This window comes from Pseudomonas sp. MDV22-iso1 (assembly GCF_058145095.1).
This window is the reverse complement of the sequence record NZ_JBYVMF010000022.1, coordinates 91,814-107,439: the sequence shown is the minus strand read 5'-3', so window position 1 is coordinate 107,439 and position 15,626 is coordinate 91,814. Positions and strand designations below refer to the sequence as shown.

Genomic DNA, 15,626 nt, shown 5'->3' with positions numbered 1-15,626 from the left:
CGGTGTGGAAGGGCGGTCTGTTCCCGTTCCTGTTCATCACCATCGCGTGCGGTGCAGTGTCGGGTTTCCATGCGCTGATTTCTTCCGGTACTACGCCGAAACTGTTGGCCAATGAAGGCCATGCCCGTTACATCGGTTACGGCGGCATGCTGATGGAATCCTTCGTGGCCATTATGGCGATGGTCGCCGCTTCGGTGATTGAGCCTGGCGTGTACTTCGCCATGAACAGCCCGGCAGCGATCGTGGGTGGTGATGTGGTGACTGTTGCGCAAACCGTCAGTAGCTGGGGTTTCGCGATCACACCTGAAGCCCTGCAAGCGGTGGCCAAAGACATCGGTGAAACAACGATTCTGGCTCGCGCGGGTGGCGCTCCGACCCTGGCGGTCGGTATCGCACAGATCCTGCACAGTGTCCTGCCGGGTGAAAACACCATGGCGTTCTGGTACCACTTTGCGATCCTGTTCGAAGCGCTGTTCATCCTGACCGCCGTGGACGCCGGCACCCGTGCCGGGCGTTTCATGCTGCAGGATCTGCTGGGCTCTTTCGTGCCGGCGCTCAAGCGCACTGAATCCTGGACCGCCAACCTGATCGCCACCGCCGGTTGCGTGGCGATGTGGGGCTACCTGCTGTATCAAGGCGTGATCGACCCGTTGGGCGGGATCAACACCTTGTGGCCGCTGTTCGGTATCTCCAATCAGATGCTGGCAGGCATCGCGCTGATGCTCGCGACGGTCGTGCTGATCAAAATGAAACGTCAACGCTACATCTGGGTGACCATGCTGCCAGCTGTCTGGCTGCTGATCTGCACCGTGACGGCAGGCTTCATCAAGCTGTTTGACGCCAACCCGGCGATCGGCTTCCTGTCGCTGGCCAAGAAGTACAGCGATGCATTGGCCAACGGTCAGATCCTCGCTCCGGCGAAGGACATCAACCAGATGCAACACGTGATTTACAACGCGTACACCAACGCAACGCTGACGGGGCTGTTCCTGTTTGTGGTGTTCAGCATCCTGTTCTATGCGCTCAAGGTCGGTATTGCTGCCTGGGGTACCAAAGAGCGTACGGATAAAGAAGCGCCATACCAGGCTGTGCCGGATGCGTAATCGAGGATTGCAAACATGTTCAATGACCTGAGTCGCCTCGGTAAATACCTCGGTCAGGCCGCGCGCCTGATGGTCGGCATGCCCGACTACGACAACTATGTCGAGCATATGCAAACCAAACACCCGGACAAACCGGTGATGAGCTACGAGATGTTCTTCCGGGAGCGTCAGGAAGCCCGTTACGGTGGCAAGGGTGGGCCGAAGTGCTGTTGATCCGGTGGTCGGATTAGCAGCAATCTTGTGGGAGCTGGCCGGCTGGCGATGGCGGACTGTCATTCAACAGTGATGTTGAATGTTCAGCCGCCATCGCTGGCAGGCCAGCTCCCACATTTATTTTGTGTTGATACTTCAATTTGTGAGTCAGGAGATCCAGTTTGTCCTCTCCCATTCCAGTAACAATCCTCAGTGGCTTCCTCGGTGCTGGCAAAACCACACTGTTGCGCCACCTGCTCAAAGCAGAACACGGCCTGAAAATCGCCGTGATCGAGAACGAATTCAGCGACGCCGGCATCGACACCCAGCTGTTGGGTGACGAGCCTGTACAAGTGATGACGCTGTCCAACGGCTGTGTCTGTTGCACCATCCACACCGACCTGACCAAGGCGCTTTACCTGTTGCTTGAGCGCCTGGATAGCGGTGAAATTGCCTTCGACCGTCTGGTCATCGAATGCACGGGACTGGCCGATCCGGCGCCCGTTGCGCAAACCTTTTTCATCGATGAAGAATTGCGTGAGCGCTACATCCTCGACGGCATCATCACCTTGGTAGACGCCGCTCATGCCGACACCCATCTGACCCAGACCATCGCCCAGGCACAGATTGGTTTTGCCGACCGTCTGCTGGTGAGCAAGCGTGATCTGGTGGATGAGGCGACTTTCACCGCGCTGAGCGAGCGCCTGACCCGCATCAACCGTCGCGCACCCATTCGAGTGGTAGATCACGGCAACATCGACCTGGCCGAGTTGCTCGACGTCCGCGGCTTCAACCTCAATGCGGATCTGGGCGGCGGCATCAGCTTGCGTCCGGTGGCCAATTCGGCGCCTTCGATCGATCGCATTTCCAGCCTTGTGCTGCGAACTGACAAGCCGCTGGATATCGACAAGCTCAGCGAGTTCATGAACGAACTGCTGGAAGACCATGGCAAGCAACTGCTGCGCTACAAGGGGGTGCTGAACATCGCTGGCGAGCCTCGGCGCATGGTGTTCCAGGGCGTGTTGAAGTTGTATGGCTTCGACTGGGATACCGAGTGGGCGGACGATGAACCGCGCGAAAGCGTGATCGTGTTTATTGCCGATGATTTGCCGGAAGAGAGAATCCGGGCGGGGTTTGCGAAGGTGGCGGTGGAGTAGGGGGGGCGAGAATCTTCATGCGAATGAAGCCCTCATCGCGAGCAGGCTCGCTCCCACATTTGATAGAGGTTGCCTGCTTTAAGTCGGACGACACAAAGCCAGTGTGGGCGCGAGCCTGCTCGCGAAGACTGCTTAACTGGCGACACGATTCTTGCTGGATTCCGATAGCGAGTTCAGTAACATGTTTTCCAGTGAATCCAGATGCCCCGTCAGCAACCTTTCGGCATCAAGCGCATCCCCTCGCTCAATGGCATCCAGCATTTCCCCGTGAACCTGCCAATCGCAATATTTCTCTTCTTGTAACTCAGTCTGTGCAATTGCCAGCGAAGTCAAAGGCACCAGGCTGTCCAAAAACTGCGCTAAAGGAGCATTGCCCGCCATTTCCGCCAACTGCAGGTGAAAGTCCCCGGACAGTCGAATGGCCGGACCCTGCTCGGAGCAACGGCGTTGTTTTTCGACCAAAACGTGCAGGGGTTTCCAGTCTTGTCGGCAACGTCTTTCACAGGCCAGTTGTACCAGTGTGGTTTCCGTCAACCGCCGTGCATGCAGAGTCTGTCGGGTTTGCTCGCGATCCAGCGACGCGACGCGGGGACGATGGTTGGGTTTGAGGACAATGATCTGTTGATGTGAGAGGCGGGTCAGCACTCCACGAATGTCGCTGCGTCGAGCACCAAACATCTGCGCCAGGCTTTCTTCTGTAAAGCGACTCTGCGCGTGAATGCGTTGTTCGAGAATGGCATCGAACAGCCGCGTATAAAGATCGTCCTTCTGCAAAGAAAACGGCAGGGCAGTCAGAGTCTGCGGTGAGGCGAAGCTGTTCATGGCCGGTCTCCGGTGTCTGTAAGGGGGTCAACTGCCGAGATTGTCGTCCGGGATGTTCAGTTCAATGCCCATCCGCTGACCTTCTCGAAGAATATGTCGACGCATTTCGGCACTCGCCTGAGCGCTATTCTTGCTACGGATCGCACGTACCACTGCTTCGTTTTCTTCAAGGCGTTCAGCCAGGTGTTCGGGGGAATTGCGCAGCACCTCGGCGCTTTGGTTGAGGGCGTTGCTGGTTTGCTGCACCACGCTTTGGAAAATCGGGTTGGACGTCAGCGTGAACAGTTCTTCGTGGAAGGCGATGTAAGCGTTCACGCCGGCCTCGCTGTCGTTGGCCTCCAGTGCTTCGCGCATGTCCATCAAGGTCAGGCGCAGTTGGCCGACTTCCTTGCTGCTGATCGACTGCGCCACCAGGCCGACGATGAACGGCTCGAGGGTGTAGCGCAGTTGCAGCACATCTTCCAGGCTTGCGCCGGCCACCGCGCTGTCATGGCTTTGGCTGTCGGCGAGCGGAGCGTCCAGCACCACCACGCCTTTGCCCGGCATCGAACGCACCAGGCCAAGGGTTTCCAGAACGATCACGGCCTCGCGCAGGATCGGGCGGCTGATGCCCAGTTGCTCGGCCAGCTCACGTTGCCCGGGCAGCATTTCGCCCTTGCGCCACTGACCACGGACCAGCGCGGCCCGCAGTTTTTCCACTACTGAATTTACGACGGTTGACGAGGTAATCACTGTTCGCTCCATGTCGCGATAAAGGTGCCCGCCCGCGGGGCAGGCACACGTTATTTAGAATTCCTGCTGATGCGCCGGTACCACCGGTTTTCTCGGCTGGAAGGTATAACCCACCTGACCGGAAAGCACCTTGTTTGCGCGCTGGATATCGATGTCTTTTTCCCAGCGTGCGATGGCCACCGTGGCGACGCAGTTGCCGATCAGGTTCGTCAGCGCCCGCCCGATGCCCATGAACCAGTCCACCGCGAGTACCAGCACCAGGCCAACCACGGGGATCGCCGGAATTGCAGTCAGCGTCGCCGCCAGAATGACCAGCGCCGAGCCGGGGATGCCGTGTGCGCCTTTGGACGTGATCAGCGACACCAGCAAAATCGTCAGCAGATCGGTCATGGCCAGCGGCGTTCCGGTGGCGTTGGCGATGAAGACGATAGCGAGGGTCAGGTAGATCGAAAAACCGTCAAGGTTGAACGAGTAACCGGTCGGAATCACCAGGCCGACCGTCGAACTGCCGATGCCCAGATGTTCAAGCTTGCGCATGATTTGTGGCAGCACGGCGTCGGACGAAGCGGTGCCCATGACGATGGTCAGTTCTTCACGCAGGTACTTGAGCAGTGGCCACATCCGCAGGCCGGACAGGCGCATCACCAGCCCGAGAATCAACGATACGAACGCGACGCACGTCAGGTAAAACAGGCCCACCAGGCTGCCCAGATGTTGCAGCGAATCCAGGCCATATTTGCTGGTAGTGAACGCAATGGCACCGAACACGCCAATCGGCGCCAGGCGCACGATCATGCCCATGATGCGAAAGATCACGTGGCTCAGTTCATTGATGAGCCGGGAAATACCCGAGGCCGCTTCGCCGACCAGGTTCAGCGCGCTGCCGAACAGCACTGAAAACAGCAACACTTGCAGGATGTTGTTGTCAGCAAAGGCGCCGATGACCGAGGTCGGAATCAAGTCCATCAGGAACTGGGTGGTGGTGTGCATGTGCTGACCACGCTGGGCGATGTCGCCCATGTCGGCAGCAGAGAGCTGGTCCAGATGAATGTTCGCGCCGCTGCCGATACCGGTGCTGAAGGCGAACACCAGACCGATTACCAGGGCGATGGTGGTCAGCACTTCGAAGTAGATCACCGACTTCAGGCCGATGCGTCCGACTTTTTTCAGATCGCCCGCGCCACTGATGCCGCTGACCACCACGCAGAAAACAATCAGACCGATAAGCATCTTGATCAGTTTGATGAAGCCATCACCCAGGGGTTTGAGCTGGGCGGAGTATTCGGGAAGGGTCAGCCCGCAGACGATGCCGAGCACCAGTCCGAGAACGACTTGAAGGAAGATTGAACGCGAGCACCATCTGAGCATGGGAGGAATCCTGGTCGGTGTCCTGGCTGCCGTGCGCTTCGCGCATCAGATTCAGAACTTAATTATTGTGGTCTTACCGGTATGTCCAGTGCAGGCGCAGTCTACGCTGGATTTTTTCCTGTGCACAAGTCGAAATCCAATAATTGGCATGACCGGTCTGACCAGTGGCCATAGTCACGTGTAGGAGCTGCCGAAGGCTGCGATCTTTTGATCTTTTAAAAACAGGATCAACAGATCGCAGCCTTCGGCAGCTCCTACACGGGGAGATCGCAGGCGAAAAAAAACCGGCCATCACTGGCCGGTTTTTTATTGCTGCGATTTAACGGTGCAATTAAGCGCCGTATACCGGCAGCTTCTTGCAGATGGCCTTGACCTTCTCACGAACGGCGTCGATCACCGCTTCGTTGTTCAGGTCAGCCAGGATGTCGCAGATCCAGCCGGCCAGTTCCTTGCACTCTGCTTCCTTGAAGCCACGAGTGGTCACAGCCGGAGTGCCGAAGCGCAGGCCGGAGGTGACGAACGGGGAGCGTGGATCGTTTGGCACGGAGTTCTTGTTCACGGTGATGAACGCTTTGCCCAGAGCGGCGTCGGCGTCTTTACCGGAGATTTCCTGCTTGATCAGCGACAGCAGGAACAGGTGATTTTCAGTACCGCCGGACACCACGTCGAAACCGCGCTCGATGAACACACCGGCCATGGCCTTGGCGTTCTTCACGACTTGTTGCTGGTAGGTCTTGAACTCAGGCTGCAGTGCTTCCTTGAAGCAGATCGCCTTGGCCGCGATCACGTGTTCCAGCGGGCCACCCTGGGCGCCCGGGAATACGGCGGAGTTCAGCTTCTTCTCGATGTCGGCGTTGGCGCGAGCCAGGATCAGGCCGCCACGTGGACCGCGCAGGGTCTTGTGCGTGGTGGTGGTCACGACGTCAGCGAAAGGCACCGGGTTCGGGTAGACGCCAGCGGCGACCAGACCGGCCACGTGAGCCATGTCGACGAACAGGTAAGCGCCAACCTTGTCAGCGATTTCGCGGAAGCGCGGGAAGTCCAGGATCTGCGAGTAGGCAGAGAAACCGGCCACGATCATTTTCGGCTTGTGCTCAACCGCCAGGCGCTCGACTTCGTCGTAGTCGATCAGGCCGTTGGCGTCGATGCCGTATTGAACGGCGTTGTACAGCTTGCCCGAAGACGAAACGCTGGCGCCGTGGGTCAGGTGACCGCCGTGTGCCAGGCTCATGCCCAGGATAGTGTCGCCAGCCGACAGCAGAGCCAGGTACACGGCGCTGTTGGCTTGCGAACCGGCGTGCGGCTGAACGTTGGCGTAATCGGCGCCGAACAGCTCTTTGGCGCGATCAATTGCAAGCTGCTCGACCACGTCGACGAACTCGCAACCACCGTAGTAGCGCTTGCCCGGATAGCCTTCGGCGTACTTGTTGGTCAGTACCGAGCCTTGAGCTTCCATCACCGCTGGGCTGGTGTAGTTTTCCGAAGCGATCAGCTCGATGTGTTCTTCCTGGCGCTGAGCTTCTTGCTCCATGGCGGCAAAAAGGTCGGCGTCGTACTTGGCAATAGTCAAATCACGGCTGAACATGGCGGTCCTCAAGGATCGGGGCAGAAAAGGGGGGCATTCTAACCCAACGGGTTTTAGATGGCATATGAAAGGACATCATGTCGCAGACAAGTGGGCTTCATGACGGGATCAGCGGTGATCGTGCCGGCCTCATCGCCAGCAGGCTGGCTCCCACAAAAGCCGGGAGTGCCCACAATCCGTGGTTGACATCAACCTTGTGGGAGCCAGCCTGCTGGCGATGGCTGTGCCACAGATCTTCAGTCAAACACGAACAACGCATCAATGCTGAACCGTTCTTCAAACCGTTCAGCCGGCATGGGTCGCCCGAACAGATACCCCTGAACCTCGTCGCAACCATGCTCACGCAGGAAATCCAGCTGCTCCTGGGTCTCGACGCCTTCAGCGATCACGGCCAGATTGAGGCTGTGCGCCATGGCGATGATTGCCCGGGCAATCTGCGCATCCTGTTCTCCGGAGGGCAAGCCATCGACGAAGGTACGGTCGATTTTCAACACGTCGATAGGGAACTGCTTGAGGTAGTTGAGCGAGGAATAGCCGGTGCCGAAGTCATCGACCGCGATGCTCAAGCCGAGATTTTTCAGCCCGTCGAGAATCTGCATCGCCTCGCTGACTTCGCGCATCAGAATACTTTCCGTCAGCTCGATCTCCAGGCACGCCGGCGGCAGGCCGATGTCCTTGAGGATGTTGGCGATACGCGTACCCAGTTGACCATCGGAGAACTGCCGCGCCGAGATGTTTACCGACACCTTGGGCACCCGAACCTTGGCCTGATGCCAGGTCTTGAGCTGACGGCAGGCTTCGCTGATCACCCAGTCGCCCACATCAACCACCAGGCCGAGCTCTTCGAGCACCGGAATGAAATCCCCCGGCGGCACCAATCCGCGACGTGGGTGGCGCCAGCGCAGCAGCGCTTCGGCACCGGTCAGGCGTTTGCCGTCGCCGCTGAATTGCGGTTGGTAATACAGCACGAATTCATTCTGTTCGAGGGCGTGACGCAGGTCGCTTTCCAGTTCCAGGCGCTCCAGGGCGCTGGCGTTCATGTCGGCCTGATAGAACTGGAAGTTGTTCTTGCCGCGTTCCTTGGCGTAGTACATCGCGGTGTCCGCGTTTTTCATCAACTGACTGAGTTCATTCCCGTCCTGCGGGCTCAGGGCGATGCCGATACTGGCCGTGACGAAGAACTCCCGGCCTTCGAGTACGAACGGTTTCACCAGGCTGGCAAGGATCTGTTCGGCCACATGTATCGCCCGGTTCAGCGCCATTTCACGGTTGGCCCGCGGCTGCAGCAGCAGGGTGAATTCATCGCCACCCATGCGCGCCACGGTGTCGTCATCGTCGACGCAACCGAGCAGGCGTGTCGCCATTTCCTTGAGCATGCGATCGCCGGCGGCGTGGCCGAGGGAGTCGTTGATCGGCTTGAAGCGGTCCAGATCGAGAAACATCAGCACCACCCAGGACTTCTGCCGTTCCGCCGATTGCAACGCCGTATGCAGGCGATCCTGGAACAGCGTGCGGTTAGGCAGGTGCGTCAGGGCGTCGTAGTAGGCCAGGCGGTGAATCCGCTGTTCACTGGCCTTGCGCTCGCTGATGTCGCTGAAGAAACACACGTAGCTGGCCAGATCGCCTTCGTCATCCAGCACGGCGGTAATCCCCACCCAGGCGGGGTAGTGCTCGCCGCTGCGGCGCTTGAGCCACACCTCGCCTTCCCACGTACTGTGCTGGTTCAGCTGTTTGAGGACGTAACGCAGATGGGCTTCCTGCTGGTCGTCGACGGTGAGCATGTTCGGCAATTGGTCGAGGACTTGCTCCACCGCGTAACCACTGACGCGGCTGAAGGCTTCGTTGGCCTGGACGATATAGCCGGCCGGGTCGGTAATCAGGATCGCCGACGTCGAGTGCTCGAATACCGTCGCCGCCATGCGCAGGTCTTTCTCGGCCCGGCGCTGCTGGCTGATGTCGCGACCTACGCCAAGCACACCTTCGAAGGCGTCGTGCTCATCCCAGACCAGCACCAGGCGCAGTTCGATTGGAATCTTGCGACCGTCGGCCCGCAGACAGTCGAACAGGTACAACTGGGTCTGCACCTGGTTGCGTAACAGCGCCAGCTGCTCCGGCTTGTCCAGCGCCTTGCTGACCCGATCCATCAGGCTATAAATGCCGGTCAGTTGTTGCGGGTTGGCGATGGTCGATTGCCAGCCGTTCTGGAAAATCGAGTCGACGTCGTAGCCAAGCACGGTGTGCACCGACGGGCTGACGTAATTGAGGGACAGCTTGCTGTCGGTGGAGAAGATCACGTCGCTGATGCTTTCGGCGAGCATCCGGTATCGCTGTTCGCTGTCGCGCAGGGACTCACTGGCTTCGATCTGTTCAGTGATGTCCTTGGCCACGCCGATGATACGGATGACCTGATTGTCCTTGTCCCGTGCGAGTGCTTGCTCGCGAATCTCGAAGCGCCGCCATTTGCCGTCCCGATGACGAAAACGCAGCTGGCACTGCATCAATTGACCGTAACCACCCTGGCGCTGGGTCTGTCGCGAACGGTGATAGAAGTCGGCATCTTCCGGGTGCAGCAGGATTTCCCAGAAGTACTCGCCCATCTGGTGCAGCTCGGTGCGGTTGTAGCCGAGTGTCTGGCCCAAATGGTGGTTGCTGAAAATCATCCGCTGGCTGATGACATCTTGCACATACAGGTGATCCGGCACCGTGCGCACCACGTCGGACCAGAACCCTTCACGCTCCAGCAGTGACAGCTCAATGAGCTTGCGGCTGGTGATGTCGGTAATGCTCAGGATCACCGCTTTGTAGTCGTCCCGATCCTCCGGCAAGCGCAGGACCAACCACAGATGCTGGTCGCGTCCACTGGCGTCCTGGAGCTTGATTTCCAGTTCGAGCTGCTTGTGTCGGTTCAGCACGGCGTCCAGTACCTGGTCGCCGATGGCAGTGCCGTCCAGAGGATTGCCGTCGATCAGCAGGTGCCAGGCTTGCTCGCAGGAATTGACGTTGAGCAATTGCAGGGCGACCTGGTTGACCTCGGTGATGCGCAATTCCTGCAGCAGTTGCTGACGTTGCGATGGCGTATCCAGCCAGGTTTTGAGGTGTTCGCTGCTGTGGATCTTCGCTTTGTCGAAAACGCTGATGAGCCCTGACACATCCAGTACGCACAGCGCGACGCCAGTGCCTTCGAAAATATCCTGATAGCGTCGACGGCCTTCGTGCAATTGGCGCTGACGCCGGCGCATGTTCAGCAGGACGATAAACGGCAGCAGCGAGAAAGCCAGTCCCAGCAGGCATTTGCCGATGAAGGCCGGCAACAGATGCTCAATAACGCGTTGACGGTCGAACAGTCCGCGTAGTTGCCAGTCGCTGCTGCTCAGAGGAACGGTGAGCACGCTGTTGGTTAGATCGTCCGGCGTCAGGGTTCTGGGTTCGGCCATGGGCAAAGCATCATCACGGCTGATGATCTGATGGGTGAGGCGGTTTTCCACCAGCCATAGCGGGCGGATGCCCGCTTCGTGTTGCTTGGTCAGGGAAGAGAAGAAGGTCGGTGTGAGGCGCAGGGCCCAATAACCCCGAGTACTGCCGCTGGCCTGGTGCAGCAACAGATGCACCACCGAACCGTCCTCGGCGTTGCTGAAATAGTGGGCCTGGGCGCGACTGCGCCGGACCAGTTCGCTCAGGTAGTCGGCGTCGCTGCTTTCAGCACTGTCGCTGAGTATTTTTCCGGAGGGGCTTAACAGTGCCAGGCTGCGGACATCGGGCAGTGACTGCTGCACTTTGCGCAGCAGCGCCCGCTGTTCGTCGGCGCTTTGCGGTTGCTCGACGATCGGTAGCAGATTAAGTGCAATCTGCGCGTTAAGTGCCATGTTCAGGCTGACTTGCGACGCCAGGTCGGCGGTGTAGTCGATCGTGTACTGACGCTGGTTTTTCTGGGTTTCGCTCAGTTGATCGAGCAGTTGCCAAAAGAGCAGGGCGAGTAACAGTAATACGAGCGTTGCCAGCGCACCTTTCAACGTGCCGCGCAGGGGCGAGCCGGTCGCAAGAGACGGTGCGCTCGGGGCAGATGAAGGAGGGACGTTAGGCAAACTGAAATCCTGCGGATGGGCTGGACCGGCGCGACGTGCACTATAAGCCGGACGCCCGAAGGGCGGCTAGCATGCCTTGAGTTGTGGCAAAGTGCCAGCCCCGCTCGGCTGGACTGCCTTCCGTCAATCAGGTAGCTTTGCCGGTTACGCGGGAGCGTTCCAGCTCCTAGAATCAGACTTTTTCAGCGCGCACGCATTGATACCCATCAATCGTACGACGCGCACGGTCTGGCCGGGCATCGCCTGCGCTCCAATCATTCATCTGTCACTGACCCAAGGTTCTCCATGGCTCAATACGTCTTCACCATGCATCGGCTGGGCAAAGTTGTTCCGCCGAAGCGGGAAATCCTGAAAAACATTTCACTGTCCTTCTTCCCCGGCGCCAAGATCGGCGTGCTCGGCCTCAACGGTTCGGGTAAGTCCACGCTGTTGAAAATCATGGCGGGCGTCGATACCGAGTTCGAGGGTGAAGCCCGTCCGATGCCGGACCTGAACATCGGCTACTTGCCGCAAGAGCCGATCCTGGATCCGACCAAGACTGTGCGTGAAGTGGTCGAGGAAGCGGTCAGCGTGATCAAGAACGCCCAGGCGCGCCTGGACGAGGTCTACGCGGCCTACGCTGAAGAAGATGCCGACTTCGATAAACTGGCTGCAGAACAGGCCAAGCTCGAAGCCATTTTGCAAGCCAGCGACGGCCATAACCTGGATCGCCAACTGGAAGTCGCTGCCGACGCGCTGCGTCTGCCGGCGTGGGATGCCAAGGTCGAATTCCTGTCCGGCGGTGAGAAGCGTCGTGTGGCCCTGTGCCGTCTGCTGCTGTCCGCCCCCGACATGCTGCTGCTCGACGAACCAACCAACCACCTGGACGCCGACTCCGTCGCCTGGCTGGAGCACTTCCTGCACGACTTCCCGGGCACCGTGGTTGCGATCACGCACGACCGTTACTTCCTGGACAACGTCGCCGGCTGGATTCTCGAGCTCGACCGTGGCGCCGGTATCCCGTACGAGGGCAACTATTCGGGTTGGCTCGAAGCCAAGTCCAATCGTCTGGCGGCCGAGTCCAAGCAGCAGTCGGCCCACGAAAAAGCCATGAAGGAAGAACTGGAGTGGGTGCGCAAAGGCGCCAAGGCCCGCCAGTCCAAATCCAAGGCTCGTCTGCAACGCTTCGAAGAAATGCAATCGCAGGAATTCCAGAAGCGCAGCGAAACCAACGAGATCTACATTCCGGCCGGCCCGCGCCTGGGCGACAAGGTCATCGAGTTCAAGAACGTTTCCAAGGGCTATGGCGATCGCGTACTGATCGACAACCTGTCGTTCTCCATGCCTAAAGGCGCCATCGTTGGTGTAATCGGCGGTAACGGTGCCGGTAAGTCCACGCTGTTCCGCATGCTGATGGGCAAGGAAACACCGGATTCGGGCACCATCGAAGTCGGCGATACCGTGCAACTGGCCTGCGTCGATCAGAGCCGCGAAGACCTGGATGGCAGCAAGACTGTGTTCCAGCAAATCTCCGACGGTTCCGATCAGATCCGTATCGGCAACTACGAAATCCCGTCGCGCACCTACGTGGGTCGCTTCAACTTCAAGGGCGGTGATCAGCAGAAGTTCGTCAAGGACCTGTCCGGTGGTGAGCGTGGTCGCTTGCACCTGGCCCTGACCTTGAAAGAGGGCGGCAACGTCCTGCTGCTCGACGAACCTTCCAACGACCTCGACGTTGAAACCCTGCGTTCCCTGGAAGAAGCCTTGCTCGACTTCCCGGGCGCCGCCATTGTGATCTCTCACGATCGGTGGTTCCTTGACCGCGTCGCGACTCACATCCTGGCGTACGAAGACGACTCGCAAGCCGTGTTCTTCGAAGGCAACTACACCGAATACGAAGCCGATCGCAAAAAGCGCCTCGGCGAAGCAGCGGCCCAGCCGCATCGTGTACGGCACAAGAAACTGGCCTGATATCAGGTGGGTTGCATGAAAAACGGAGCCTTCGGGCTCCGTTTTTTTGTCCGGGTTTTGTCAGCGAGACCAAGGCGTGGCCATCGCGAGCAGGCTCACTCCTGCAATTGGAATGCGTTCCTCTGTAGGAGTGAGCCTGCTCGCGATGGCGGTACACCTAACAGTGCATTCCCAAATTGATAATCCCCATTCAGGTGCGAAAATCAGTCTAAAAAACAGCCTGATTTATATCCTGTGCACCATTTAATTTCATAAGTGCGACATTTCGCGCTGTTCTTGTGCGCGAATCGTTTGTTAAAGTCCGGCTCAATCTCCTCCAACGACAACAAATTTGCCGAGACTTTTCATGATCGAATCCGTTGAATCCTTCCTTGCCCACCTGAAAAAACGTGACCCTGACCAGCCTGAATTCCACCAGGCCGTCGAAGAAGTCCTGCGCAGCTTGTGGCCTTTTCTCGAAGCCAATCCGCACTACCTGAACTCAGGCATTCTGGAGCGCATCTGCGAGCCGGAGCGGGCGGTGGTGTTTCGGGTTTCCTGGGTCGACGATCACGGCAAGGTGCAGGTCAATCGCGGATTCCGCATCCAGATGAACAGCGCCATCGGCCCATACAAGGGCGGTTTGCGTTTCCATCCTTCGGTAAACCTCGGCGTGCTGAAATTCCTCGCGTTTGAGCAGACGTTCAAAAACTCGCTGACGTCGCTGCCCATGGGCGGCGGTAAAGGTGGCTCGGACTTCGATCCCAAAGGCAAAAGCGACGCCGAAGTCATGCGCTTCTGCCAGGCTTTCATGAGCGAGCTGTATCGGCACATCGGTGCAGACGTTGACGTGCCCGCCGGAGACATTGGCGTGGGTGCTCGCGAGATCGGTTTCCTGTTCGGCCAGTACAAGCGCCTGAGCAACCAGTTCACCAGCGTCCTGACCGGCAAGGGCCCAAGTTACGGCGGCAGTCTGATCCGTCCCGAAGCCACGGGTTTCGGTTGCGTGTACTTCGCCGAGGAAATGCTCAAGCGCACCGGCGAGAAAGTCGAAGGCAAGCGCGTGGCGATCTCGGGCTCTGGCAACGTCGCGCAATACGCAGCGCGCAAAGTCATGGACCTGGGCGGCAAGGTGATTTCGCTGTCGGATTCAGAAGGCACGCTGTACTGCGAAGCGGGTTTGACCGAAGAGCAATGGTTGGCGGTGCTGGAACTGAAAAACGTCCAGCGTGGCCGGATCAGCGAGTTGGCCGCGCGCTTTGGCCTGGAGTTCCGCGCCGGTCAATGCCCGTGGGACCTGGCGTGCGACATCGCATTGCCTTGCGCGACGCAGAACGAACTCGACGCCGACGCCGCTCGCACGCTGTTGCGCAATGGCTGCATCTGCGTGGCCGAGGGCGCGAACATGCCGACCACCCTGGAAGCCGTGGACCTGTTCATCGAGGCGGGTATTTTGTTCGCACCGGGCAAGGCATCGAACGCAGGGGGCGTTGCGGTGAGCGGGTTGGAGATGTCGCAGAACGCCATGCGCCTGTTGTGGACCGGCGGTGAAGTCGACAGCAAACTCCACGCGATCATGCAGTCGATTCATCACGCGTGCGTGCATTACGGCGAAGAGAACGGACGAATCAACTACGTCAAAGGCGCGAACATCGCCGGCTTCGTCAAAGTGGCTGACGCCATGCTCGCTCAAGGCGTGGTTTAAGCCGGTTCGATGCGCACGACCTCGATCATCTGATCACCGGCGGGGCGTTGCCACAGCACCTCGTCGCCGAGTTGCGCCCCGAGCAACGCACGGCCCAGCGGTGATCCCCAGTTGATCAGGCCTGCCGACGCATCGGCCTGATCCTCGCCCACCAGTTGCACCGTTTGTTCGGTGCTCTGTTCATCAGCGAAGGTCACACGGCTGCCGATCTGCACTTTTTGCGTCGAGCTCGCGGGCGTTACGACCTGAGCACTGTGCAGGCGCTGGTTGAAATACCGTAAATCCCGTTCCAGGTCGGCTTGACGCTGTTTGTCCGCCTGTTCTCCTTTGGCCGATTGCTCGCTCAGTTGCTGTTGCAGCTCGGCGACTTTCGCCTGCAATTGGTTCAGCCCCGTGGGCGTCACGTAATTGGGCTGCTCGCTCACCTGTCGTTCGACCGGCTGATCAGCTTGCGCTGCGGCGTTATCTTCATTGACGAAGGCGCGACTCATGGTTTTCTCCCGTTATTGGGTTTGGGCCATGTTCGCAGGCATTTAGTTTCGGCGGATACCTGTCAGCGACTCATTGCGAGCGATAGGCGCGCGCGGCGTCCTGGTCTTTTTGCTGTTGCCAGGCTTTGTCGCGGTCATCCCAATGGTGGCTGCGATAGTCATCGCGATCCTTGTTCTCAAGCATGGCCTGGCACTGGCGAAAGCCATCACTCCAGCCCTCGGCGTATTGCTTGTCCTTGAGATAGCGCGGGACGTTCTTGCGAAACTCACCGGTGATGGCGCCGCCCGCTTGTCGACCACTGCTGCAACCGTCATCGAACCCATCGGCGAATGCCGGTGGATACCCCTTGGCGATCAGATCTTCGTGGGTTGTCTGGCAACCCGCACTCAACAGCAAAACCCCCAGCACAGCCATGCAACGCCACATCTCGTACTCCCGGGCCGTTTAACGGCCTATGGG

General features: G+C 59.0%; 12 protein-coding genes. 5 read left to right on the top strand and 7 right to left on the bottom strand.

Annotation, left to right across the window (positions count from 1 at the left end; all coding sequences use genetic code 11):
* From AC3ZVB_RS22415 to yjiA, 3 genes are all read left to right on the top strand, one after another.
* Positions 1 to 1,103: carbon starvation CstA family protein (locus AC3ZVB_RS22415; protein WP_490147767.1), on the top strand; the 1,103-nt coding region annotated here is incomplete at its 5' end.
* 15 nt (positions 1,104 to 1,118) lie between these two features.
* On the top strand, positions 1,119 to 1,316 hold the full coding sequence (locus AC3ZVB_RS22410; protein WP_007895266.1) for a YbdD/YjiX family protein: 198 nt from the start codon (positions 1,119 to 1,121) through the stop codon (positions 1,314 to 1,316).
* A gap of 161 nt (positions 1,317 to 1,477) precedes the next feature.
* Complete coding sequence (gene yjiA, locus AC3ZVB_RS22405; RefSeq protein WP_162439536.1) at positions 1,478 to 2,452, top strand: GTPase; 975 nt, start codon at positions 1,478 to 1,480, stop codon at positions 2,450 to 2,452.
* Positions 2,453 to 2,584: 132 nt separating this feature from the next.
* Here yjiA and AC3ZVB_RS22400 read toward each other — a convergent pair whose 3' ends face one another.
* From AC3ZVB_RS22400 to AC3ZVB_RS22380, 5 genes are all read right to left on the bottom strand, one after another.
* Positions 2,585 to 3,274, bottom strand: coding sequence for a GntR family transcriptional regulator (locus AC3ZVB_RS22400; protein WP_490147766.1), 690 nt, complete (start codon positions 3,272 to 3,274; stop codon positions 2,585 to 2,587).
* A 27-nt stretch (positions 3,275 to 3,301) separates the two neighbouring features.
* Entirely contained in the window at positions 3,302 to 4,006 is a 705-nt protein-coding gene (locus AC3ZVB_RS22395; RefSeq protein ID WP_490147765.1) for a FadR/GntR family transcriptional regulator, read from the bottom strand.
* Between the two features lie 54 nt (positions 4,007 to 4,060).
* Complete coding sequence (locus AC3ZVB_RS22390; protein WP_194692810.1) at positions 4,061 to 5,374, bottom strand: C4-dicarboxylate transporter DctA; 1,314 nt, start codon at positions 5,372 to 5,374, stop codon at positions 4,061 to 4,063.
* A 331-nt stretch (positions 5,375 to 5,705) separates the two neighbouring features.
* Positions 5,706 to 6,959, bottom strand: a complete 1,254-nt coding sequence (gene glyA / locus AC3ZVB_RS22385) for a serine hydroxymethyltransferase (protein ID WP_162437764.1) — start codon at positions 6,957 to 6,959, stop codon at positions 5,706 to 5,708.
* A 236-nt stretch (positions 6,960 to 7,195) separates the two neighbouring features.
* Positions 7,196 to 11,041 (bottom strand): sensor domain-containing protein, encoded by a 3,846-nt coding sequence (locus AC3ZVB_RS22380; RefSeq protein WP_490147764.1) that lies wholly within the window; start codon positions 11,039 to 11,041, stop codon positions 7,196 to 7,198.
* Positions 11,042 to 11,326: 285 nt separating this feature from the next.
* On the opposite strand from AC3ZVB_RS22380, the gene ettA reads away from it, so the two are divergent.
* Positions 11,327 to 12,991, top strand: a complete 1,665-nt coding sequence (gene ettA, locus AC3ZVB_RS22375; RefSeq protein WP_162437766.1) for an energy-dependent translational throttle protein EttA — start codon at positions 11,327 to 11,329, stop codon at positions 12,989 to 12,991.
* 346 nt (positions 12,992 to 13,337) lie between these two features.
* A complete protein-coding gene (gdhA, locus tag AC3ZVB_RS22370; RefSeq protein ID WP_490147763.1) occupies positions 13,338 to 14,675 on the top strand; it encodes an NADP-specific glutamate dehydrogenase in 1,338 nt (445 codons plus the stop codon).
* Here the strand turns inward: gdhA and AC3ZVB_RS22365 are convergent.
* Entirely contained in the window at positions 14,672 to 15,166 is a 495-nt protein-coding gene (locus tag AC3ZVB_RS22365; protein ID WP_490147762.1) for a GreA/GreB family elongation factor, read from the bottom strand. The two genes, gdhA and AC3ZVB_RS22365, sit on opposite strands and share 4 nt — an antisense overlap.
* 70 nt (positions 15,167 to 15,236) lie before the next feature.
* Positions 15,237 to 15,593, bottom strand: coding sequence for a hypothetical protein (locus AC3ZVB_RS22360; protein WP_162437769.1), 357 nt, complete (start codon positions 15,591 to 15,593; stop codon positions 15,237 to 15,239).
* Positions 15,594 to 15,626: the final 33 nt, after the last annotated feature.